Source organism: Segatella baroniae B14 (genome assembly GCF_022024235.1).
In the GTDB taxonomy this organism is placed as follows: domain Bacteria; phylum Bacteroidota; class Bacteroidia; order Bacteroidales; family Bacteroidaceae; genus Prevotella; species Prevotella bryantii.
The window spans coordinates 1,178,475-1,202,729 of record NZ_CP091799.1 but is presented as its reverse complement, the minus strand read 5'-3'; the positions used below and the strand labels follow the sequence as shown (position 1 = coordinate 1,202,729).

The 24,255-nt window shown below is 36.8% G+C and carries 20 protein-coding genes; 10 read left to right on the top strand and 10 right to left on the bottom strand.

Features of this window, described 5'->3' with window-relative positions:
• Window positions 1–54: 54 nt before the first annotated feature.
• Window positions 55–1,215: a radical SAM family heme chaperone HemW gene (gene hemW, locus L6469_RS05085; RefSeq protein ID WP_006283134.1), complete on the bottom strand. Its 1,161-nt coding sequence runs from the start codon at window positions 1,213–1,215 to the stop codon at window positions 55–57.
• 172 nt (window positions 1,216–1,387) lie between these two features.
• Here hemW and L6469_RS05080 point away from each other — a divergent pair, with 172 nt between their 5' ends.
• The 8 genes from L6469_RS05080 (at window position 1,388) to L6469_RS05045 (ending at window position 10,595) form a co-directional block, all read left to right on the top strand.
• Window positions 1,388–3,547: an elongation factor G gene (locus L6469_RS05080; protein WP_006283135.1), complete on the top strand. Its 2,160-nt coding sequence runs from the start codon at window positions 1,388–1,390 to the stop codon at window positions 3,545–3,547.
• A gap of 156 nt (window positions 3,548–3,703) precedes the next feature.
• The gene (locus tag L6469_RS05075; protein ID WP_006283136.1) at window positions 3,704–5,227 is read left to right on the top strand and encodes a sensor histidine kinase; all 1,524 of its coding nucleotides are present in this window, start codon (window positions 3,704–3,706) and stop codon (window positions 5,225–5,227) included.
• Window positions 5,228–5,255: 28 nt separating this feature from the next.
• Entirely contained in the window at window positions 5,256–5,954 is a 699-nt protein-coding gene (locus L6469_RS05070; RefSeq protein WP_006283137.1) for a response regulator transcription factor, read from the top strand.
• Between the two features lie 346 nt (window positions 5,955–6,300).
• Window positions 6,301–6,642, top strand: a complete 342-nt coding sequence (gene rpsF, locus L6469_RS05065) for a 30S ribosomal protein S6 (RefSeq protein ID WP_006283138.1) — start codon at window positions 6,301–6,303, stop codon at window positions 6,640–6,642.
• A 2-nt stretch (window positions 6,643–6,644) separates the two neighbouring features.
• On the top strand, window positions 6,645–6,917 hold the full coding sequence (gene rpsR, locus L6469_RS05060; protein ID WP_006283139.1) for a 30S ribosomal protein S18: 273 nt from the start codon (window positions 6,645–6,647) through the stop codon (window positions 6,915–6,917).
• A 20-nt stretch (window positions 6,918–6,937) separates the two neighbouring features.
• Window positions 6,938–7,429 (top strand): 50S ribosomal protein L9, encoded by a 492-nt coding sequence (gene rplI, locus L6469_RS05055; protein ID WP_006283140.1) that lies wholly within the window; start codon window positions 6,938–6,940, stop codon window positions 7,427–7,429.
• Window positions 7,430–7,567: 138 nt separating this feature from the next.
• Entirely contained in the window at window positions 7,568–8,455 is an 888-nt protein-coding gene (gene fabD / locus L6469_RS05050; RefSeq protein WP_006283141.1) for an ACP S-malonyltransferase, read from the top strand.
• The gene (locus L6469_RS05045; protein WP_143031295.1) at window positions 8,448–10,595 is read left to right on the top strand and encodes an alpha-amylase family glycosyl hydrolase; all 2,148 of its coding nucleotides are present in this window, start codon (window positions 8,448–8,450) and stop codon (window positions 10,593–10,595) included. The genes fabD and L6469_RS05045 overlap by 8 nt, the downstream gene beginning before the upstream one ends.
• A gap of 57 nt (window positions 10,596–10,652) precedes the next feature.
• Here the strand turns inward: L6469_RS05045 and L6469_RS05040 are convergent, their stop codons facing one another.
• Both L6469_RS05040 and L6469_RS05035 read right to left on the bottom strand, forming a co-directional pair.
• Window positions 10,653–12,224 (bottom strand): Rne/Rng family ribonuclease, encoded by a 1,572-nt coding sequence (locus L6469_RS05040; protein WP_006283143.1) that lies wholly within the window; start codon window positions 12,222–12,224, stop codon window positions 10,653–10,655.
• 244 nt (window positions 12,225–12,468) lie between these two features.
• Window positions 12,469–12,753, bottom strand: a complete 285-nt coding sequence (locus L6469_RS05035; RefSeq protein ID WP_006283144.1) for an HU family DNA-binding protein — start codon at window positions 12,751–12,753, stop codon at window positions 12,469–12,471.
• A 234-nt stretch (window positions 12,754–12,987) separates the two neighbouring features.
• Here L6469_RS05035 and pyk point away from each other — a divergent pair, with 234 nt between their 5' ends.
• Together pyk and L6469_RS05025 are read left to right on the top strand one after the other, a co-directional pair.
• A complete protein-coding gene (gene pyk, locus L6469_RS05030; RefSeq protein WP_006283145.1) occupies window positions 12,988–14,436 on the top strand; it encodes a pyruvate kinase in 1,449 nt (482 codons plus the stop codon).
• 167 nt (window positions 14,437–14,603) lie between these two features.
• Window positions 14,604–15,191 carry a hypothetical protein gene (locus tag L6469_RS05025; RefSeq protein WP_039870940.1) on the top strand — a complete coding sequence of 196 codons (588 nt, stop codon included), beginning with the start codon at window positions 14,604–14,606 and terminating at the stop codon, window positions 15,189–15,191.
• Between the two features lie 180 nt (window positions 15,192–15,371).
• Here L6469_RS05025 and rpiB read toward each other — a convergent pair whose 3' ends face one another.
• The 7 genes from rpiB to L6469_RS04990 form a co-directional block, all read right to left on the bottom strand.
• Window positions 15,372–15,812 carry a ribose 5-phosphate isomerase B gene (rpiB, locus tag L6469_RS05020; protein WP_006283147.1) on the bottom strand — a complete coding sequence of 147 codons (441 nt, stop codon included), beginning with the start codon at window positions 15,810–15,812 and terminating at the stop codon, window positions 15,372–15,374.
• Window positions 15,813–15,872: 60 nt separating this feature from the next.
• Complete coding sequence (locus tag L6469_RS05015; protein ID WP_027452877.1) at window positions 15,873–17,894, bottom strand: transketolase family protein; 2,022 nt, start codon at window positions 17,892–17,894, stop codon at window positions 15,873–15,875.
• 52 nt (window positions 17,895–17,946) lie between these two features.
• Window positions 17,947–19,518, bottom strand: coding sequence for an alpha-N-arabinofuranosidase (locus L6469_RS05010; protein ID WP_006283149.1), 1,572 nt, complete (start codon window positions 19,516–19,518; stop codon window positions 17,947–17,949).
• Window positions 19,519–19,577: 59 nt separating this feature from the next.
• Window positions 19,578–21,176 (bottom strand): xylulokinase, encoded by a 1,599-nt coding sequence (locus L6469_RS05005; protein WP_006283150.1) that lies wholly within the window; start codon window positions 21,174–21,176, stop codon window positions 19,578–19,580.
• A 77-nt stretch (window positions 21,177–21,253) separates the two neighbouring features.
• A complete protein-coding gene (gene araA / locus L6469_RS05000) occupies window positions 21,254–22,798 on the bottom strand; it encodes an L-arabinose isomerase (RefSeq protein ID WP_006283151.1) in 1,545 nt (514 codons plus the stop codon).
• Between the two features lie 32 nt (window positions 22,799–22,830).
• Window positions 22,831–23,535 (bottom strand): L-ribulose-5-phosphate 4-epimerase, encoded by a 705-nt coding sequence (locus tag L6469_RS04995; RefSeq protein ID WP_006283152.1) that lies wholly within the window; start codon window positions 23,533–23,535, stop codon window positions 22,831–22,833.
• A 6-nt stretch (window positions 23,536–23,541) separates the two neighbouring features.
• Window positions 23,542–24,219 carry an NUDIX hydrolase gene (locus tag L6469_RS04990; RefSeq protein ID WP_006283153.1) on the bottom strand — a complete coding sequence of 226 codons (678 nt, stop codon included), beginning with the start codon at window positions 24,217–24,219 and terminating at the stop codon, window positions 23,542–23,544.
• Between the last annotated feature and the right edge of the window lie 36 nt (window positions 24,220–24,255).

The window sequence follows — 24,255 nt, the reverse complement described above, 5'->3', positions numbered from 1 at the left end:
ACTATAATAGAGATATTCCATATTCCAAAATTTTTTCTTTCAGATGCTTTCATATTATTTTATATTTGATATAAATATCAAATCGCTCATGATTGAGTCGCTGATATATAGTCCTTTTCTAGTAAGAGACAATTTATTATCTTCGATTTTCATTTCATGAAGATTAATGTACTTTTGAGCTTCTTGAGTAAGATATAAGAACAGTTCTTCTCCATATTCATCCTTCAATTTTGTAAGATTAATGCCCTCGCGAGTTCTAAGTGCTGTTGTTATTAAGTCATTATACCTTGTGGTAGCATCTAAATACTCACTCTCTGAAGGAAGTTTGTTGTCGTGAATGGATTGGATGTACTGATGGATGTTATCGACATTCCAACTTCTGTAATCTTTGCTGTATGAATGGGCAGCTGCTCCTATACCAATATAAGGAATAGCATTCCAATAAGAAGAATTATGTTGACTTCTAAATCCAGGGCGTGCAAAGTTACTGATTTCATAATGTTCATAGCCGGCTTGTGTTAATAAGTCTATGAGTTTCTTATACATCGCAAGACTTGTTTCTTCATCAATCTCTTCTATTTCACCCTTTTCTAACATGCGATATAGTGGTGTACCTTCTTCATACATAAGACTATAAGCTGATATATGCTTGGGTTCGAGTGAAACAGCTGTTTTAATATCTTCCTCCCATTCTGTAAGTGTCTCACCTGGAAAGCCAAACATTAAGTCTATGCTTATATTGTCAAAACCTGCGGACTTTAGTCTGTCAACTGCAAGTTTTACTTCATTAGCATTGTGGCGTCGATGAAGAAATTTCAGTCTTGCAGGGTCGAAAGTTTGTGCACCCATACTAACACGATTTACTCCTAGATAAGCAATAAAATTTGCAAAATCTTCAGTGATATCATCGGGATTACATTCAAAAGTTATTTCGCAATTCTTCCTGATGATAGATCCATTACAATTCCAAATACTGTTTATAGAAGAAAAAATCTGCTGTAATTGCTCTTTTGATAATTGTGAAGGTGTTCCACCTCCGAAATAAATTGTCGAAATTTCAATAGGGCGTTTATCTATATTCTGCTTTCTAAGTTCCATTTCTCGACAAATTGCATCAGTGTATTTTTGTTTCAATTGTGAAAGTGTAGTACTATAAAATCCACAGTAAATACATCGACTAGCGCAAAATGGAATGTGTATATAAAGACCTGTCATTTTGCAAAAATACTAATAAGTATCAAAAAAATGACTTTTTTTCTGAATTTCTTTTGGATTCTAATAAAAAAATACTATCTTAGTCGAGTATTAATAAAAAGCATCTGCATCTGCAGAAATACCTTGAAAAGTACAGAAAACACTTAAATATTCAACTTTAAATCTATAAGTTATGAGGGTATATCAAACTAACGAGATTAAAAATATTGCGCTTGTTGGCGCTTCGGGTAGTGGCAAGACGACTCTTGCCGAAAGTCTTATGTATGAAGCTGGCTTGATTAAGCGTCGTGGTTCCATTGATGCAAAAAATACAGCTAGTGATTATTTCCCAGTAGAGTTAGAGTATGGATATTCTGTATTCCCTACCGTTTTTCATGCTGAGTGGAATCATAAAAAATTAAATTTTATTGATTGTCCGGGTTCTGATGATTTTGTAAGTGGAGCTATAACATCACTGAATGTTACAGATTTGGCAGCGGTTGTAATTAATGGCCAGTATGGTCCAGAAGTGGGAACACAGAATGCCTTTCGATATACTGATAAATTAAAAAAGCCAGTTATTTTTTTAGTGAATCAGTTGGATTCTGAAAAATGCGATTTTGAAAATGTGCTGGCTCAAATGAAAGAAATATATGGTCAGAAATGTGTTCAGATTCAATATCCTTTGAATCCAGGGCCTGATTATAATAGTTTCATTGATGTTTTAGTTATGAAAAAGTATACATGGCTTCCTGAAGGTGGAAAACCTGTTATTGAAGATATCCCAGAGGAAGAAATGGAAAAAGCAATGGAACTTCATAGGGCTCTTGTCGAAGCGGCTGCCGAAAACGACGAGGGATTAATGGAAAAATTCTTCGAAGAGGAGTCTCTTACGGAGGATGAACTTAGAACAGGAATCCGTGAGGGATTGATAACTAGAAGTATATTTCCTGTTTTTTGTGTTTGTGCAGGTAAAGATATGGGGGTGCAACGCTTAATGGAATTCTTAGGTAATGTTGTGCCTTTTGTTAGTGATATGCCTAAAATATACAATACTAGGGGAGAAGAAGTTGCTCATGATAGCAATGGGCCTGAAAGTTTGTATTTCTTTAAGACTAGCATGGAGCCGCATATTGGTGAAGTTAGTTATTTTAAGGTTATGAGTGGAAGGGTTAAGCCTGGTGATGACTTGACAAATGCAGATCGTGGTAGCAAGGAGCGTATGGGACAAATATATGCTTGTGCAGGTGCTATACGTATTCCTGTCGATGAAATGTACGCTGGTGATATTGGATGTACGGTAAAGTTGAAAGATGTAAAGACAGGTAATGCCCTTAATGGTAAAGACTGCGATTGGAAATATAATTTCATTAAATATCCGAATTCAAAATATGCGCGATCTATAAAGTCTAAGAACCCTCAGGATATGGAAAAAATGATGGCAGCAATATTAAAGATGCGTCAAGAGGATCCAACTTGGGTTGTTGAAAATAGTAAGGAACTGAGACAGACGATTGTTCATGGTCAAGGTGAGTTTCATTTACGTACCTTGAAATGGCGTTTGGAAAATAATGAGAAAATTATGGTGGAATATGGTGTTCCACGTATTCCTTATCGTGAGACTATTACAAAGTCTGCAAAAGCGGAGTATCGCCATAAAAAGCAGAGTGGAGGTGCTGGTCAGTTTGGTGAAGTTCATTTAATCGTTGAGCCGTATGCTGAGGGTATGCCAGACCCTGTAAGTTATAGGTTTGATGGACAGGAGTTTAAAATAAATATCAAGAATAAGCAAGAGATTGATTTAGACTGGGGTGGAAAACTAGTATTTATCAATAGTGTTGTTGGTGGTGCGATAGATGCACGTTTCATGCCTGCTATTTTGAAAGGTGTAATGGACTGTATGGAGCGTGGTCCGCTGACAGGAAGCTATGCGCGAGATGTTCGAGTTGTAGTCTATGATGGTAAGATGCATCCTGTTGATAGTAATGAACTTTCATTTATGTTGGCTGCCCGTCATGCATTCACTGATGCATTTAAGAATGCAGGTCCTAAAATACTTGAGCCAATATATGATATTGAAGTCTTTACCCCAGAAGATATAGTAGGTGATGTCATGAGCGATTTGCAAGGTCGTCGTGGAATGATAATGGGTATGGATAGTGAAGCCGGATATCAGAAGTTACAAGCGAAAGTACCTTTGGCTGAGCTTGATGATTATAGCATAGCTTTAAGTTCTATTACAGGAGGTCGTGCTTCATTTACGACAAAATTTGCAAGTTATGAATTGGTTCCTAATGATGTTCAGCAAAAATTAATTGCTGCATATGAGGCGGAAGAAAAAAGCGTTGAATAATCTATGAAATATTAAAAGAGCATTCTGAAAAGAATGCTCTTTTTGTTAGTTGTATATTTGTAATTAAAAAATTGACAAGGTGTTAAATTGTTTAAAATGACCGGAAATAATTAACGCTATTATGTTAATTTATTAAGTATTTGCTATCTTTGCAATATGAAGAAGAAAACAATTTGGACTATTGCTCTGATTATGGGGTTCTCGTTTTTAGCATTGCTCTATCTTCAGTTGAACTATATCTCAGCCATGGCTAATATGAAGAAGGAGCAGTTTGATGAGTCTGTTAATCGTGCTCTTTATCAGGCTTCTCGTAATTTAGAGCTGAACGAGACACTTCGATATTTGGAAAAAGATATAAGTCAGACTACTCGTAGTCGTAAAGATACGGTAGGTGGATCGGATGCACATAATTATAATGTTGGTGCTAATGGTAATGTCTATTCGTCTTTTGAATTGAAGACATTAACCAGTAAACCTTCGAATATGCCAAAAGCTATGATTTTACATAGTGATAAAAATACTTTGTCAGAGGCAAAAAAGTCTTTGCAGGAGGCTGTTAAAAATCGCTATGTGTATCAGAAGGCATTATTAGATGAGGTGGTTTATTCTATTTTGTATTCAGCTTCAGATAAACCTCTAAAAGATAGAATCAATTTTAAACTGCTTGATCAGGATCTTAAAGCAGAATTGATGAATAACGGTATTAATATACCTTATCACTTTACAGTTTGTACTCAAGATGGTCGTGAGGTTTATAGATGTCCAGATTATACAGATGAAGGTGAGCAGTATACATATACACAGTTGTTGTATCGTAATGATCCTCAGTCTAAAATGGGAATTGTAAAAATTCATTTTCCAGACATGAGTGGCTATATATTCTCGTCTGTTCGATTTATGATTCCAAGTATCATTTTTACCTTGGTATTGCTTGTAACTTTCATCTTTACCATTGTTGTGATATTCCGAAGCAAGCGATACAGCGAGTTGAAAAATGACTTTATCAATAATATGACGCATGAGTTAAAAACCCCTATAGCAAGTATCTCTCTGGCAGCTCAGATGTTAAATGATAAGTCTGTTCCTAAAAGCGAAATGATGGTAGCTCATCTTGGTGGAATCGTAAATGATGAGAGTAAACGTTTGCGCTTCTTGGTTGAGAAAGTTTTGCAGATGTCCATGTATGATCGCAAAAAGGCTGTACTCAAGAAAAAAGAAGTAGACCTCAATGAAATGGTCGAAACAATTGGACACTCGTTCAGCTTGCGAGTTGAACATACAGGAGGTAAGGTTTATATAGATATAGAAGCTATTGAGTCGACAATCTATGTAGATGAGATGCACTTCCAAAATGTTATATTTAACTTGTTGGATAATGCTGTTAAATATAGGAAACCGGATCAGCCTCTTGATGTCTATCTTAAAACATGGAATGAAGGGGATAAAGTTTGCGTTTCAGTTAAAGATACTGGATTAGGAATAAAGAAAGATAGTTTAAAGAAAATATTTGAAAAATTTTATCGTGTTCATACCGGTAATGTGCATGATGTAAAAGGTTTTGGTCTTGGACTTGCTTATGTGAAAAAAATGGTTGATTTGCATAATGGTGAAATTCATGTAGACAGTGAGTTTGGAAAAGGAACAACTTTTACAATAAAAATAGATTACGTAAGAAATTAAAGGAAATATTAATTAAATAAGAATGACTATGGACGAAAATTTAAAAATTCTGCTTTGCGAAGATGATGAAAATCTCGGAATGCTGTTAAGAGAGTATTTGCAGGCTAAGGGCTATGCTGCAACACTTTGTCCTGACGGGGAAATTGGCTATAAAGAATTTATGAAAAGTAAATTTGATATATGCGTTCTCGATGTCATGATGCCTAAAAAGGATGGATTTACCTTAGCTCAGGAAATTAGACAGGCGAATGCTGAGATTCCAATTATATTTTTGACAGCTAAGACTCTGAAAGAGGATATTTTGGAAGGGTTCAAAATTGGTGCTGATGATTATATCACTAAACCTTTTTCTATGGAAGAGCTTGTATTCCGTATTGAGGCTATATTAAGACGTGTACATGGAAAGAAAAATAAGGAATCAACACTTTATCATATTGGACGTTTCACGTTTGATACACAAAAGCAATTGTTGGTGATTGGTGATAAACAGACAAAATTAACAACAAAGGAAAATGAATTGTTGGGTTTGTTGTGCTCACATGCAAATGAAATTCTTCAGCGTGATTTTGCCTTAAAGACCATTTGGATAGATGATAATTATTTCAATGCCCGTAGTATGGATGTTTATATTACCAAATTACGTAAACATCTTAAGGATGATGACCAAATTGAAATTATCAATATTCATGGTAAAGGTTATAAACTTATTGTTCCTGAGCAAGAATAATCAATGTTTATAATATAAGCAAGACTTCTTGTGATGATATATATATCCTGCTATTCCAGCGAAAACAAAAAATAATCCGCTGAATAGCAGGATATTATTATTTATCTGGAAGATAGTGTAAACACAAAAGATGAGAACACCCAAAATAGTCATCGGTATATTGAATATATATATAACTTTTGAAAGTACTTTCTTAAACAATTTTTTATTTAATTTCATATGAAAAACTAATTTTGCTCACAAAAGTACAAAAAATATTTGTGTATCTCATGGAAAAGTTGTACTTTTGCACCGCATTTATTAAAAATGCAATACAAATTAATTAATTTAATAATTTTTAGGTAGTATGAATCAATACGAAACCGTTTTCATTTTAACTCCCGTTTTGTCTGATGAACAGATGAAGGAAGCGGTCGCTAAATTCAAGAAGGTCCTCACCGATAACGGTGCTGAAATTCTGAATGAAGAGGCTTGGGGTCTTAAGAAGATGGCTTATGCTATTCAGAAGAAATCTACTGGCTTCTATTGCTTGGTAGAGTTCAAGGGCGAGCCAACTTTGGTTAATAAACTCGAAACAGCTTATCGTCGTGACGAGAAAGTTATTCGTTACATTACAGTTAAACTCGACAAGTATGCTGCACAGTATGCTGAGAAGAGAAGAAAGAAATTAGGTAATAAGGAGGCTTAATCATGGCAGATCAGAAAAAATCAGAAATCCGTTATTTGACTGCTCCTTCTATCGACACAAAGAAGAAGAAGTATTGCCGTTTTAAGAAGAGCGGTATTAAGTATATCGACTATAAGGATCCTGAGTTCTTGAAGAAGTTCTTGAATGAGCAGGGTAAGATTCTTCCTCGTCGTATCACAGGTACATCTTTGAAGTATCAGCGTCGTGTAGCACAGGCTGTTAAGCGTGCTCGTCAGATTGCTTTGCTTCCTTATGTAACCGATTTGATGAAATAATTTAAAAAGGAAGGTAACGCATGGAAATTATTCTTAAAGAAGATATTATCGGTCTTGGATACAAGAACGATATCGTAAATGTAAAGAATGGTTATGGCCGTAACTATCTTATCCCACAGGGTAAGGGTGTGATTGCTTCTCCTTCAGCTAAGAAAATTTTGGCTGAGAACTTGAAGCAGCAGGCTAAGAAACTTGCAGCTATTAAGGCAGAAGCTGAGAAGAAGGGTGAAGCTTTAAATGGTGTGGCTCTTACTATTGCCGCTAAGGTAGCAGCTACTGGTGTAACTTATGGTTCTATTACTGTAGCTCAGGTAGCTGAAGAACTTGCTAAGAAAGGTATCGAAGTTGATCGTAAGATTATCACTATGAAAGATATCAAGAAGGTAGGTGAGTATGAGGCAACTATTCACTTCCACAAGGAAGTAGAAGTTAAGGTTCCTGTAACTGTTGTAGCTGAAAATGCTCCAGTTGAGGAAGCAAAGGCAGAGGCTAAAGCTGAAGTTGCTGAATAATTAAAATCTCAGTAATATTAACTATTGCACTGTAAAGCAAATCAATATAAGATCCCGATCACTTTTGACAAGTGTTTCGGGATTTTTTTGTATCTTTGCATGTAAATACTATTAATAACAAATTAATTAAATATAAAAATGAAAGCATTTGTATTTCCTGGTCAGGGCTCTCAGTTTGTAGGTATGGGTAAGGACCTGTATGATAATAATCCATTAGCAAAAGAGTTGTTTGATAAGGCTAATGAAATTTTAGGCTTTAAGATCACTGATATTATGTTTGCTGGTACTGATGAGCAATTGAAGGAAACAAAAGTAACTCAGCCTGCAGTTTTTCTGCATAGTGTTATTTCAGCTCTGTGTTTGGGTGATGATTTTAACCCTGATATGACTGCGGGTCATTCCCTTGGTGAATTCTCTGCTTTGGTTGCGGCTGGTGCTTTGAGTTTCGAAGATGGCCTTAAGTTGGTTGCAGCTCGTGCTAATGCAATGCAGAAGGCATGTGAAGCAAATCCAGGTACTATGGCAGCAATTATCGGTTTAGCTGATGATGTAGTAGAAAAAGTCTGTTCAGAAGTTTCTGCAGATGGTAACATTGTAGTTGCTGCTAACTATAACTGTCCTGGACAGTTGGTAATTTCAGGTAATGTAGATGCTATTAATGCTGCATGTGAGAAGTTGAAAGAAGCAGGTGCGAAGCGTGCTCTTCCTCTTCCTGTTAGTGGCGCTTTCCATTCTCCATTGATGCAGCTCGCTAAAGATGAGTTGGAGGCCGCAATTGAGAAGACTACCTTTAATGCTCCAAAATGTCCGGTTTATCAGAATGTTGATGCACAGCCTCATACTGATGCTGATGAAATTAAGAATAATTTGATTGCTCAGTTAACAGGTTCTGTACGTTGGACTTCAAGTGTTCAAAATATGATTGCTGCAGGAGCAGATGAATTTGTTGAATGTGGTCCAGGTCGTGCTCTTCGTGGTATGATTGGTCGTATTGATAGAAATGTAAATGCCCATGGCATTGACTAAGAAAATATTAATTTATCAGGTATTACCTAGACTCTTCGGCAATCGTAATGTTACTCATCAAGAGAACGGCTCGATTGCCGAAAATTCTTCTGGTAAATTTAATACCTTTGATCAGTCTATTCTCAAACGTATCCATCAATTGGGATTTACGCATGTGTGGTTTACGGGTGTTATTCGTCATGCTACTCAGACTGATTATTCTGCTTTTGGTATTCCTCGCTGCCATTCTGCTGTTGTTAAAGGTAAAGCCGGTTCTCCATATTCTATAACAGATTATTATGATGTAGATCCTGACTTGGCAGAAAATGTCGTTTGTCGTATGGAGGAGTGGGAGGCCTTGATAGCTCGTACTCATGAAGAAGGGATGAAAGTCATTATTGATTTTGTTCCAAATCATGTATCCCGTCAGTATCATTCAATATCTAAACCTTATGGTATAAAAGATTTAGGAGAAGATGATAATGTAGAAAAAGGTTTTGATCCACAGAATAATTTCTATTATTGCGTTGGACAAAAGTTTGATCCTCAATTTGATTTATTGCAAAATGAAGAATCTCCATACATAGAATATCCTGCTAAAGTAACAGGTAATGACAGATTTGATGCTCATCCTGGAATCAATGATTGGTATGAAGCCGTAAAATTAAATTATGGTGTTGATTATTTAGCAGGTCGTCAATGTCATTTTGATCCGATACCCGATACTTGGTATAAGATGAAAGATATCTTGCTTTTTTGGGCAGGAAAGGGGGTAGATGGTTTCAGGTGTGATATGGCTGAGATGGTGCCTGTAGAATTTTGGAAGTTTGCAACAGAAGCAGTTAAACTCCGATATCCAGATTTAATTTTCATCGGTGAAGTTTATGATCCTAATCAGTATAGGAACTATATAGCTTCAGGATTTGATTATCTTTATGATAAAGTGGGAATGTATGATTGTCTGCGTGGAATCATTCGGTCAGAGCGTCCAGCGTCTTCTATTACTTATGAATGGCAGCGTACTGATGATATTCATGATCACATGTTATATTTTCTAGAGAATCATGATGAACAACGTATAGCTAGTGATTTTTTCTGTGGAAATGCCTGGAAAGCTATTCCTGCTATTATTGTTTTAGCATTAATGCGTTCTAATCCTTTTATGTTATATAGTGGGCAGGAATTTGGTGAACGCGGTATGGATAAAGAAGGCTTTAGTGGTTTGGATGGGCGTACTACAATATTTGATTATTGGAGTCCAGATACATTGAGTAGAGCGTATTCTGATAGGCGAAAATTGACAGATGACGAGCGTGCACTAGCCATAACCTATAAGAAGATTCTTACGATAGCAAATGGTGAAAAGGCTATTAGAGAGGGAGAATTCTTTGATCTTATGTATGTAAATCCAGCATCATGGCAGTTTAATCCGCGTGAACAGTTTGCTTTTATAAGAAAAAAAGATGATGAGGTAATTCTTATAATCTCTAATTTCTCTGGTAATCATGTCACGGCAAATGTGATTATTCCTACACATGCTTTCGAATTTTTGCATCTTCCGGAAAAGACAGTTGCGGCAACAGATTTGCTAACGGGGGATACTCAGTTGGTGAATTTAAAAAAAGACACTGTGTTTCCATCTGAAATAGAACCTTTTAGTGGTAAAATTTTCAAATTCAGTGTAAAAATGAATGATAATGAATATTTGTTCAATGAGCATAACAAGGATGAATTTCCACCGGCTCATACTGCTGAGCATTTATTGAATCAGTTGATGGTGCGAATGTTTGGTTGTGAGCGAAGTCATAATGCGCATATAGAGCGTAAAAAGAGTAAGATTAGCTATATTCTTGATCATAAGCCATCTAGGCAGGAAGAAAAAGAAATTGAGCGCACCATGAAGCAACTTATTGAAGACGACTTAGATGTTACTTATGAATTGAAGAGTCGTTATGATCTACCTGAAGGTATTCAGTTGGATAGTCTTCCTAGTAATGCGCCAGATATGGTTCGTTTAGTACGAATAGGAGATTATGACGTGTGTCCATGTATAGGAAAACATGTTCGTTCTACAGGTCAAATTGGAAAATTTGTGATGTTAGGTACGAATTGGGATGAGAAGACACATGTTTTTAGAATTCGTTTTAAAATAGTTCCATAGTATTTTTATTTATATTACAAAAAGAGGGTATGTTCAAAATGGCATACCCTCTTTTTGTTATTTTGTTTCTTGCTCTTCTTTCATGTCAAGAAATTCTTTTTTATCATCATAGAATTCGTATTGTAAAAATGACATCTTTTGCGATGGAACAATATGTACTCCAAACCCATATTTAAACTGCCATTTTCTTTTTAAAGATATAAATCCTTTGTTGATAAAGGCAGCTACATAAGGATTGACGTATAAATAGAATTTTTTTACACCGATCTTGTTGACTAGTCTATCAATTTTCCTTTCAAGAGTATCTGTAAACAGTATGCTAGATTTAATTTTTCCTGTTCCAAAACAACTTGGGCAAGTTTCTTCTACATTAACATCTATGGCTGGTCTTACTCGTTGTCGAGTTATCTGCATAAGACCAAATTTGCTCAATGGAAGAATATTATGCTTTGCTCTGTCTTTTTGCATATTTTTACACATTCTTTCATATAGTAATTGTCGGTCTTCTGCTAAGTTCATGTCAATGAAGTCCACTACGATAATTCCTCCCATATCTCGTAGTCTTAGTTGTCGTGCAAGTTCATCTGCTGCTCCTAAATTTACATCGAGAGCATTAGCTTCTTGCCCTTTTTCGCGGGTTCTATTTCCGCTATTGACATCAACAACATGTAGCGCTTCAGTGTGCTCTATGATGAGATAAGCACCATGTTTATAATTGACGGTCTTGCCAAAACTTGATTTTATCTGTTTGGTAATATTAAAATTATCAAAAATAGGGACTTTGCCAGAATAAAGCTTAACAATGTTAGTTTTCTCTGGTGCAATGAGAGATACGTAATTCTTGACTTCATTCATTACGTTCTCATCATTAACATAGATGTTCTCGTAAGTTGGATTAAACAAATCTCGCAACATAGCAACAGCTCTACCTGTTTCTTCGTAAATCAGTTGCGGACGTTTTTGGGTTTTCTGAACTTTACTAATGGCATCTTCCCAACGTTTTACCAAAATTTTCATTTCAGCATCAAGTTCAGCTACACGTTTACCTTCTGCTACAGTTCTTACGATAACTCCACAGTTGTTTGGTTTGATGCTATGGATAAGTTGTTTTAGTCTTGCTCTCTCTTCTCCTTTTTTGATTTTAGAAGAAACTGACACTTTATCACCGAAAGGGATTAAAACCAAATATCTTCCAGCAAATGATAATTCGCCAGTAAGTCTTGGTCCTTTTGTAGATATTGGTTCTTTTACAATTTGTACAAGAACATCTTGTCCAGCTTTAAGTACATTTTGTATACTTCCTTCTTTATCAAGGTCAGGTTGAGTTGTAGCTTTAGCAAAAGGGTACAATTTCCTATTGTCGCTTTCTACCTGTTTAACGTACTTTTGGTAAGAGTTGAATTGACTTCCTAGGTCTAGATAGTGAAGAAAAGCATCGCGTTCATATCCTACATCAACAAAGCAGGCATTTAGGCCAGGCATTAATTTCTTTACCTTAGCTACATAAATGTTACCCACAGAAAAAGAAGCCTGTCTAGATTCGTTTTGGTATTCAACCAATTGCTTATCTTCTAATAAAGCAATAGATATCTCTTTTTGTTGGGCGTCAATTACGAGTTCGCTAGTCATTTCTTTACTTAATAAAACTTAGTAGGTTTGTTTTTAAAGAAAAAGGGCGTGCCAAAAACCATAAGATTGCTTTGACACGCCCCTCAGTCCGAATAGACTGACGAGCAATTACTTGCTCTTATGTCTGTTCTTTCTTAATCTTTTTTTACGCTTGTGAGTTGCCATCTTGTGGCCCTTCTTTTTCTTTCCGTTTGGCATAATTTTAATGTTTTAAAATATTATAATTTAAATTCCTTTATTTTATTCAGCATGATTTTTTCATATCGTCGATGAAATTCTTGGCCGGTTTAAAGCTTGGAAGATCGTGAGCAGCAATTGTAATTGTTGTATTTTTTGAGATATTACGTGCTGTTTTCTCAGCTCTGTGCTTGATTACAAAGCTTCCGAACCCACGGAGATAGACATTTTCTTTTCTCTCAAGCAGGCTAAGTTTAACGCAATCCATGAATGATTCTACAACTGCACTAACTTCTTTCTTAGACATTCCGGTCTGCTCTGATACTTCAGCGATGATATCTGCTTTAGTCATTTCTGTTTATCTTCTTATTTAATTATTTATTGTTTCAAATCGGTTTGCAAAGATAATAGTTTTTATCGAAATAACAAAAGTCTAATCGGGTTTTTTAAAAAAAATCTTTCTAACTAGTTGAAAATCTTTGTTTTAAATCTAATTATACAATATACTATAATAAATTCATATATTAATTAGCTCAATTTACAAGATAAATTTGTAACTTTGCAAACATAACGGAAAACTAGTGTAATGAAACAAACAAAGATTGTAGCTTCCATCAGCGATTTAAGATGTGAACAGGATTTTATTCGTAAGTTATTCCTGGCTGGTATGAATGTTGTAAGAATTAATACAGCTCATGCTACTCCAGAGGGAATTAAAAAGGTTGTCGATAATGTGCGAGCTGTTTCTGCCCATTTGGCTATTATGATTGATACAAAAGGTCCAGAAGTTCGAACAACTGGTACAGCTGCACCTATTCCATATAAAGCGGGTGATGTTGTAAAAATATTTGGACGGCCAAATATGGATACAACTCATGATATTATAAATGTATCTTATATCAATATTACGCAAGATGTAAAAGTGGGCGATCATTTACTTTTCGATGATGGCGCAATTGATATGCTTGTAATTGAAAATTCAGGTCCTATGCTTGTTGCCCAAGTTCAGAATGATGGTATTTTGGGTTCCCATAAGAGTGTAAATATTCCTGGAGAACATATTGAATTGCCAGCTTTGACAGAGAAGGATATAAGGAACATCAATTTGGCTATTGATCTTGATGTTGATTTCATTGCTCATAGTTTTGTTCGTAATGCGGCTGATATTAAGGCTGTACAGGATATTTTGGATGCTCGTAATAGTGATATTAAGATTATTTCTAAAATTGAAAATCAAGAGGGTGTTGATAATATCGAAGAGATTATTGATGCATGCTATGGTATAATGGTTGCCCGTGGTGATTTGGGTATTGAGGTTCCTATCGAAAAGATTCCTGGTGTTCAAAGACGTATTATTCGTAGTTGTATTCGTAAGCGTAAACCTGTTATTGTTGCTACACAGATGCTTCATACAATGATCGAAAATCCTCGTCCAACACGTGCTGAGGTTACAGATATAGCAAATGCTATTTTCTATCGTACTGATGCTTTGATGCTTAGTGGTGAAACGGCTAGTGGTAAATATCCTGTAGAGGCCGTAGAAACTATGGCACGTATAGCTGAGCAAGCTGAGAGTGATAAGTTAAGAGAAAATGACATAGATCCGATGGGAGAGGGCGATATTGATCAGAAGTTATTTTTGGCTCAATGTGCAATCGAATCTACCAATTGTATTGGTGTTAAAGGTATTATTACAGATAGTGAAACCGGTGAGACTGCACGAGATTTAGCTGCGTTCCGTGGTAAAACTCCAATTCTTGCAATCTGTTATAAAGAAAAGACTCAGAGATGGCTTAATTTGTCTTATGGAGTATCTGCAATTTATCAAAGAGATAAGATGGATACGGAAGCTATGTTCTTTGCTGCTGTAAGAATGTTGCGTCAGAAAGGATATGTTGCAAATGATGATAAAATTGCTTATTTGAGTGGTAGCTTCGGAGAAGGTGGAGGTACTACCTTTGTCGAAATTAATAAAGTTAAGACAGTATTTGATAAGAGTTATAAGTTTAACTTGCCATCTGTAAATAGAGAATAACTCTATTTATAATAGAAAAGATATTAAGGCTCTGGATAAAAAAAATGTCCAGAGTCTTTTTTTATTAATTATTTTTTCATACTTTTACCCCCAAAGTAAATATCTTTAATTTTGGGGCCTTTTGGGGCGATATGTATAAATATTGACATCAAACAAAATAATAATTTATGAAAAAAGAACGTTTTAAGGCTAAAGCGTTCGGGATGGTAATCATATTTGCTGTCCTGTTGCTCGGTGGTATTATGTACTCTTGTTTTTTAAAAGGTAGTGATAATTCCTTTAGGATAATTTATAGTGATATATTGAATCTTACGGATTTACCTAGTATGTGGACGGAACCTGAATTATACAGGAGTAATCTGCCCAAAATTTATTCAAAAACTCAACCGGGAGATCCTATGCCGTTTACAAGAATAGTATATGGCAAGGGTTTAACGGTCAAATCTATGGGACATGGATTTGAATATTCTGCGACAGAAGAGCATGCTTTTGCTCTACGTATAGAATCTTATTTGGATTTATATTTTTATGCTGATTTTAGAGATAAAGGAGATGCTGAAGATTTCTATCAGGATATTTTAGATTATGGTATGATAGAGGATCCTTATGGGGCAAGATTCGTGACAGAGAGAAAATTACAGAGTGGTGTGACAAAAGTTCCTTCAGAAGAATTTGCAGATTATCAGCGAACAATTTGTGTAACTGCTCCAAAAGAATTAATTAAAGGTTGGTATACGGTTAGTTTCGAGATTTGATTAGTTTATTGTTTTATAAATTAACAATTTGTGTTTATCAAGTAATATGAGCACTTCAATATTGAGTTTCAAAATGATATTGTAATGTACCTGTACATAATGATATGTTGTTTTATATAAAAAAAGAATATTCAAATTTCTTGAATATTCTTTTTTTATATTGAAATAGAAAGTTGCTAATTATTTTATGGCAATCTTACTAACTCTTCTTTCGTGGCGGCCACCTTCAAAAGAAGCTGTGAAGAATTCGTCCATAATAGCCTCAGCTGTCTTGTTATCAATGAAGCGTCCTGGTAGTACCAAAACATTAGCATCGTTGTGCTGACGAATAAGCTGTGCGATTTCTTTGTTCCAAACAAGTCCAGCGCGTACACCCTGGTGCTTGTTCAGTGTAATAGCCATACCTTCACCGCTACCACAAATACCAATGCCTGGATAAACTTCTCCACTCTCTATGCCTTCTGCAAGAGCATGGCCAAAGTCAGGATAATCAACACTTTGATCACTATAAGTTCCGTAATCCTTTACAGGGTATCCTTTTTTCTCAAGATACTGTAACACGAATTCCTTTAATGGATAACCAGCGTGATCGCTAGCAACTCCTACTGTCTTGACTTCCATATGTATTGCATTTTTAAAGGGGTGTCCGCATGAAGTGGACGCCCCTTTGGTTAATAAAAATTATTTTTCAGCTAAGAATGCCTTAACCTGATTATAGACATTCTCTGCAGTGAATCCCAATTTTTCATCGAGCACAGTATATGGAGCAGAGAAACCAAAGCTCTCCATACCAAATACTTTTCCATTAGCACCTACAAGGCCTTCAAGAGTTACAGGAAGACCTGCTGTCATACCAAAGATTTTTGCATTTTTAGGTAAAACGCTCTCTTGATATTCCTTAGACTGATTGCGGAACAAACCTTCAGATGGAGCACTGACGATACGTACTTTGATGCCATCTTTACGGAGTAACTCAGTACCAGCTTCAAGTGTAGAAACTTCTGATCCTGAAGCTACGAGAATAACATCACAATTCTCATCGCTACCAGCTACTACATAAGCACCCTTACGTGCATTCTGATAATCGTTACCTTCTGGTAACTTAGCAATATTCTGTCGAGAGAAAATCAAAGCAGTAGGAGTGTCTGTATTCTCCATAGCCATTTGCCAGCAAACAGTTGTCTCATCAGCATCAGCAGGACGGAATACTCGTACGCTATCTTGACCCTTGTGATTCTTTAATTTCTCCATCAAACGAATCTGAGCTTCCTGTTCAACCGGTTCATGGGTAGGTCCATCTTCACCAACGCGGAATGCATCGTGAGTCCAAATAAATTTAACTGGAGTACCCATCAAAGCAGCCACACGAACAGCTGGTTTCATATAATCAGAGAATACAAAGAAAGTACCCATTGCAGCAATAACACCACCATGGAGCATCATACCGATACACATATCAGCCATGGTCAACTCGCTAACACCTGCCTGGAAGAAAGCACCACTGAAATCACCCTTTTTCAGGCTATGGGTCTCTTTCAAGAAACCATCAGTCTTGTCAGAGTTACTTAGGTCTGCAGATGCACAGATCATATTAGGAACTTGTTTTGCCAGCTCGCTCAAACATGCAGATGATGCAGCTCGGGTAGCAGATCCAGCCTTCTGCTGAACTTTGCTCCAATCTATTTGTGGAGCTTTACCACTGAACCATACATCCATCTTAGCTTTCAATTCTGGGTTTGCTTTAGCCCATTCTGCTTCTGCAGCTTTGCGCTCAGCAACAATTTTCTTCAATTCTTCAGAACGCTTAGCGTAAAGTTCCTTAACGTCATCAAAAATAACGAATGGATTAGTTGGATCACCACCTAGATTTTTAATGGTGTTGATATATGCATCACCGCCAAGAGGTGCACCATGAGTCTTTACATTGTGTTCGTAGCTTGAACCATCTGCTTTGAGGGCACCTTTACCCATAACAGTTTTACCGATGATAAGGGTTGGACGTTCGCTTTCAGCGATTGCTGCGTCAAGTGCTTTGCGAATCTGCTCAACATCATTACCATTAATAGTAATAACATTCCAGTTCCATGCCTTGTATTTTGCAGCTGTATCTTCTGCCATAACATCTTTGGTTTCGGTAGAAAGCTGAATATCGTTAGAATCATAGAACATCACGAAGTTATCGAGGCCTAAAGTACCAGCTAAGCGACCTACACCCTGTGAAATTTCCTCTTCAACAGCACCATCACTGATGTAGCAGAAAATGTTATGCTGCATCATGGTCTTACCAAGGCGAGCCTCAAGGAATTTCTCTGCTACTGCAGCACCTGCAGCCATAGCATGTCCTTGTCCTAATGGACCTGATGAATTCTCGATACCACGGTTTACGTCTAATTCTGGATGACCAGGACATGGAGAACCCCACTGACGGAACTGAGCAATCTCATCAAGTGTAAATTTACCTTGTAGTGCTAAAGCAGAATACAGCATAGGACTCATGTGACCTGGATCTAGGAAGAAACGGTCGCGACCTGTCCAAGAAGGATCAGTTGGGTCGAATACTAAGTATTCAGAGAAGAGAACATTGATAAAGTCAGCACCTCCCATTGCACCTCCAGGGTGACCAGAGTTAGCTTTCTCTACCATAGAAGCAGCCAAAATACGGATATTGTCAGCTGCATGATTCATAACTTTAATTTCGTTCATTTTTAATTTAAGGATTTATGCAAATATGCTTTATGAGCGTATTGCAAATATACTAATTTATATTTAATACTACAATTGATTTAGATGGAATTTTTGCTGTAATGGTATTTTTCTTAGCTTTAATACTTTTGAATGCTACAGGTTTTACCACTTCAGGGTGTTCAAAGTCATTATAGTCTTGAATATTCTTAGAAGTAAGAATTTCTCCTGTTATATTTTTTGCAGCAGCTCCATCCAAGTTAATTTCTACTGTTTGATTCTTTTCAAGATTAGTATTGGCCAGAGAAATGATAATACCACCATCTGTCTTTTTTGCAGCAGAAATAGAAATAGCAGGTATTTTACCATCTACCATTTTGTGCATTTTTCCACCTTTTACATCCATAGAATCACACTTTACATCCATAGGGAGATAAGTGGCTTCTTGGAAACCTTTATACATACGGAAAACGTGATAGGTTGGTGTTAATACCATATGACCTGTTCCTTTTGTATCAGTAAGAATCATACTCTGTAAAACATTTACGACCTGTGCAATGTTAGCCATTCTTATACGATCTGTGTGACGCTGGAAAACGTTTAAAGACAATGCTGCAACCATAGCATCTCGCATAGAATTTTGTTGATAGAGGTGACCTCTAATTGTACCTGGTTCTTCGTCCCACCATGTTCCCCATTCATCAACAAGAAGTCCTATCTTTTTATTAGGATCTTTCTGATCCATGATGGTTTCATGCTTTTTGATGACATCTTCTATTTGTAGACATTTACCTATAGTGGTGTAATAGTCTTGATCATCAAATTTGAGTGCAGAACCTTTATGATCACTCCAGTCTTTTACTGTATAATAGTGCAGTGATATACCATTCATATGGTTTCCAATCTGGTTCATAAGAACTTTTGTCCAGTTGTAATCGTAATCGCTAGCTCCAGAGGCAATTTTATAGAGATTGTGTCCATCATAATTGCGACAATAGGTAGAGTAACGGCGATATAGATCGGCATAATATTCTGGACGCATGGATCCACCACATCCCCAACTTTCGTTACCGACACCTAGGAATTTTACATTCCATGATTTTTCTCGTCCATTCTTTCGACGGAGATTAGCCATAGGAGTATCACCATCACTAGTCATATATTCTACCCATTTTGCTAGTTCCTCTACGGTACCGCTACCTACATTACCACTAATGTATGGTTCTGTACCTAAGAGTTCGCAAAGGTTTAAAAATTCATGTGTTCCGAAAGAATTATCTTCTATAGTTCCACCCCAGTTATTGTTCTGCATTTTAGGGCGTTGCTCTCGTGGTCCAATACCGTCAGTCCAGTGATATTCATCCGCAAAGCATCCACCAGGCCAGCGAAGAACAGGTACCTTTAAATCTTTAAGGGCTTTAAGAACGTCAGTGCGATAGCCTTGGGTGTTAGGAATTTGAGAATTAGTACCGACCCATAAACCTCCATAGATACAAGAGCCTAAGTGCTCTGCAAACTGTCCATAGATTTCTTTGTAGATCTTATTTGTACCTTTGTTTACATGAATCGTAGCCGTTGCATCTTGAGCTATAGTTGGAATAGTAGTAATAGCAGTAACTGCTAAAATTGTTAGAGTCTTTTTCATTATAATAGGTTATTTTCAAGTAACCTTATAGCGTTTTGGGTACGCTATAAGGTTTTTATTTATTTTGCAACTTTGTATTCTACAGCAGCTTTTTCAATAGCTAATCCTTTTTTATATTGTTCGATATATGCATTGAAACCTTCAACATCTTCTTTGGTTGGTTTAATTTCAATACCAGTATTGCCTGCAAATACTTTTGTTTCAAGGTAATCAGATAATTCCTGATTTGAACTCTTATTTATTAGATAAGAAGCGAGTAGGGCAATACCCCAAGCTCCACCTTCTCCAGCTGTTTCCATAACAGAGATAGGGGAATTTAAGGCAGCTGCTAAGAAGCGTTGGCCAACACCTTTTGTGGTAAAATAGCCGCCGTGCCCAGTTATTCTATCAACATTGATTTTTTCTTCTTTGAAGAGAATGTCGTTTCCTATTTTTAGAACGCCGATAGCGGCATAGAGCTGAGTACGCATAAAATTTGCAAGGTCGAATTTATCATTTGCTGCGCGGACAAACAAAGGACGACCATCTGCTAGTCCTGTTACAGGTTCACCTGATACGTAGTTATATGAAATTAACCCACCACAGTCAGCTTGGCCTTCTAGTGCGGCATTAAACAGCTTGGTGTATATTTCGTTCATATTAACAGGGAATCCCATGAGCTCTTGATATTGTTTAAAGATATTGACCCATGCATTAATTTCAGATGTACAGTTGTTACAATGTACCATAGCGACAGGACTTCCATCTGGAGTTGTTACAATATCTATCATCTCGTAAGGTTTAGACAAATTCTTTTCCAATACAATCATTGAGAAAGAAGATGTTCCTGCAGATACATTACCTGTACGTTGTTTGACAGAGTTGGTTGCAACCATACCCGTACCAGCATCTCCTTCTGGTGGGCAAACAGGAATTCCTGCTTGTAGATTACCAGAGATATCTAGTTTCTTTGCACCTTCAGCAGTTAGTATACCTGCATTTTCACCTGCATTTAAAACGGTCGGGAGAATATCTGACAATTTCCAACTAAATCCTTTAGGCGTGATAAGTTTATCGAACTCTTCAACCATTTTGGCATCGTAGTTCTTAGTCTTAGGGTCAATAGGAAGCATACCAGAAGCGTCGCCTATACCTAAGACTTTTTGTCCTGTAACTTGCCAGTGAATATATCCTGCAAGAGTGGTGATATAGTTGATATCTTTTACATGTTCCTCACCATTTAAAATAGCTTGATAGAGGTGAGAAATACTCCACCGAAGAGGAATATTAAAATTAAACAATTTTGAAAGTTCTGCGGCAGCTTGACTTGTATTTGTATTTCTCCATGTACGGAAAGGTACTAGTATTTCTTCTTTAGCATTAAATGCCATATAGCCGTGCATCATAGCACTGAAACCGATTGCGCCTAATTTCTTGATTTCTACACCATATTTTGTGTTGACATCAGAACGAAGGTTAGCATAGCAATCTTGTAGACCATTCCATATGGTATCAATACTATAGGTCCAAAGGCCATCTACTAGCTGATTTTCCCAGGTATGGCTACCTTGAGCAATTGGGGTATTATCTTCATCGATCAGAATAGCCTTGATGCGAGTAGATCCAAACTCAATACCCAAAATGGCTTTTCCTGATTCGATAGTTGATTTAGCGTCCATATTATATAAGGTATATGAATAGTTTATAATGATTTAATAGATATCTCTCATTACTGAGAGATATCTATCATATATATTTAACGAAGAGCTTTATTCAGCATGTAATACATCTCGTTCCAACGTAGTTCTTTGCGGAACTGTTCATAGTCGGTATCCTTATTAATGATACATGCTTCCATGTCAGCAATTTCAGCAAAATCACGCCAATATTCATCTGTTAGTGAGAAGCTAAAACATGAGTGATGTGTACCGCCGGCATTCATCCAGCATCCAACACCAACCTCGAAACTTGGTTCTGGAATCCAAAGAGCACTTGCTACAGGAAGTTTTGGAAGTGGCTTACTCTTAATCAAGTTAACATCATTGGCAATGAGTCTAAATCGGTTACCCATATCTACTACAGTCGCAGTAATACCGTGACCCTGTTTTGTTGTAAATACAAGACGAGCTGTTTGTGTATGGCGGTATCCGATAGCTAGATGGTGAACTTCAAGACGTGGCTTCTCCTCAGAAATATCTGGGCAAACTTCAAGCATGTGAGATTCCAAAACAGATGAGTTTTCACCATCAAAATTTAAGGTATAATCTTCTAGGAATGATGTTCCACCTTCGAGTCCTTGGCTCATAAACCATGTTGTGCGATATAAACATGCATCCTTCCAGTCTCCCTCAGCACCAAAACCATAGCCATCATGCATCAAACGCTGTGATGCTAAACCAGGAATTTGATCGAATCCTTTGCCTGTCTCTTCTACATTGTAGTCGCCGAGGTCATCAAAGTTTGTGGTGAAACCTTTGGCTCCGTATGCTTCGAGTACAGCACGGAGAGTAAGTTCTGCTTTGGCAGCATTCCAAATTTTCTTGTAGCCTTCAGAAGCGGTATCTTTAAGTTCGTCAGCAACTACATATTCCTTGAAATATACGTCATGAACTAATGCTGTTACATCTTCATCTTTGATCTTATCAAAGAAAGGCATAACGCTTGAGAACGGACAGTAATCTACATGATATCCCAATACTTGTTCGAAAGCAACTTTATCACCATCTGTAACTGCAACATTGTTCATCTGGTCGCCAAAACGAAGTATTAAACAGTCTTGGGCATCAGCGACACCAGCACAGACACGCTCCCAAACTGCAATGTGGTTCACAGTCTTCTCGTCTTTCCAGTAACCGATGACAGTTTTGCGAGGCTTACGTAGGCGTGATAGAATATGAGCAAATTCACGATCTCCATGTGCACTCTGATTCAAATTCATGAAATCCATGTCCATAGTGTCGTACGGAATGGTCTTATTATATTGTGTATGAAGATGAAGTAGAGGTTTACGAAGAATTTGCATACCTTTAATCCACATCTTAGCAGGAGAGAATGTATGCATCCAACAGATAACACCAACGCATTTTTCATCCACGTTAGCGCGACTCATAATGTCTGCAACTTCTTTTGAACTATTTGCTGTGCCTTTATATACAACTTTGATTGGAAGAATACCAGTGCTGTTAAGTCCTTCTACCATTTCTTTAGAGTGACTGTCGACCTGTACAACAGCATCGCCTCCGTAAAGAAGCTGAGCACCTGTTACAAACCAAACTTCGAAATTCTCAAATGCTTTAATCATTTTTTTTGTTTTAAGTATTGTTGATTGTTTAATTATTTTTGTTTTTTAATTTGACCATAATAGGCATTTGGTCCATGTTTACGGCTGAAATGTTTTTCTACCAATAATGGATTCATTGTTGTTTTTGGGTTCACCATAAATGAAATAGAAGCCATTTTTGCTACCTGTTCTGTAACAACAGCATGATATACAGCTTCATCTGCATCTTTACCCCATGTAAAAGGACCATGATTCTTTACCAAAACCGCTGGAGTATGAACAGGGTTGATATTGTCTTTCTTGAATTTGTTAACTATAACAACACCGGTGTTATATTCATATTCATCCATCATGTCCTTTGTCATATCGTCAGTACAAGGTATGCAATCGTGGAAATAGTCTGCATGAGTTGTACCAATGTTAGGAAGGGCTATACCAGCTTGAGCCCAAGCGGTAGCATACGTAGAATGTGTATGTACAACACCTCCTATCTCTGGGAAGTTGCGATATAAAACCAAGTGGGTAGGCGTATCAGAAGAAGGATTTAAATCACCTTCAACGACATTTCCCGTTTTAAGGTCTACAACGACCATATCAGAAGCTTTCATTTTATCGTAACTTACGCCTGAAGGCTTAATAACAACTAATCCTTTTTCGCGATCAATGCCTGATACATTTCCCCAAGTAAAGATAACTAAGTTATGTTTTACCAGGTCAAGATTGGCTTTAAAAACTTTTTCTTTTAATTCTTCTAGCATGATGATTTATAGTTTAAAGTTAGGGTCGTCCTCATATACTCTTTTATTAAAGCGGTACAAGGCGGCACCTCGCTTTGATGTAATTTTATCTATTAATTCGGTCTTCTCTATGAAGTCGATTTCTTTTATTTTCTTTCTGAAATTGCGCTTATCTATCTCTTTCCCTAAAACGGCTTCATATACATGTTGGAGTTGCGTTAGAGTAAAGAGTTCTGGAAGAAGATTAAAACTCAAAGGTTCTGTATTGATTCTGCGTCTGCAGAGCTTCAGAGCATCTCTTACCATTTCTTTATGGTCAGAATATAAGGAAGGCATATCTTGTATACTTACCCATTCCAAACCATGTTGTTCTCGCAAGTCATCGTCATAGTCTTTTACATTAATTAGAGCGCAATATGCAATAGAGATAACTCGCTCTCCTGGGTCGCGATCGATTTTGCCGTAGGCCCCGACTTGTTTCATATAGAGTTTTTTTAGTCCTGTAAGTGAAAAGAGCACTCGGTTTGCTGCTTCATCCAAACTTTCATTAGGTCCAACAAAACCTCCATAGAGTGACCATTCTCCTCTTCCTGGGTCCATAAGTCTTTTTCCAATCAGAACTTTAAGCTTGTCTTCTTCAAATCCGAAAACAATACAGTCTACGCTGACTAGGACTTTGGCGTGCTCGCTATAATAGTTTGTCATTTTTTTTGTTTTATGTTTAACATGATTATATAATTC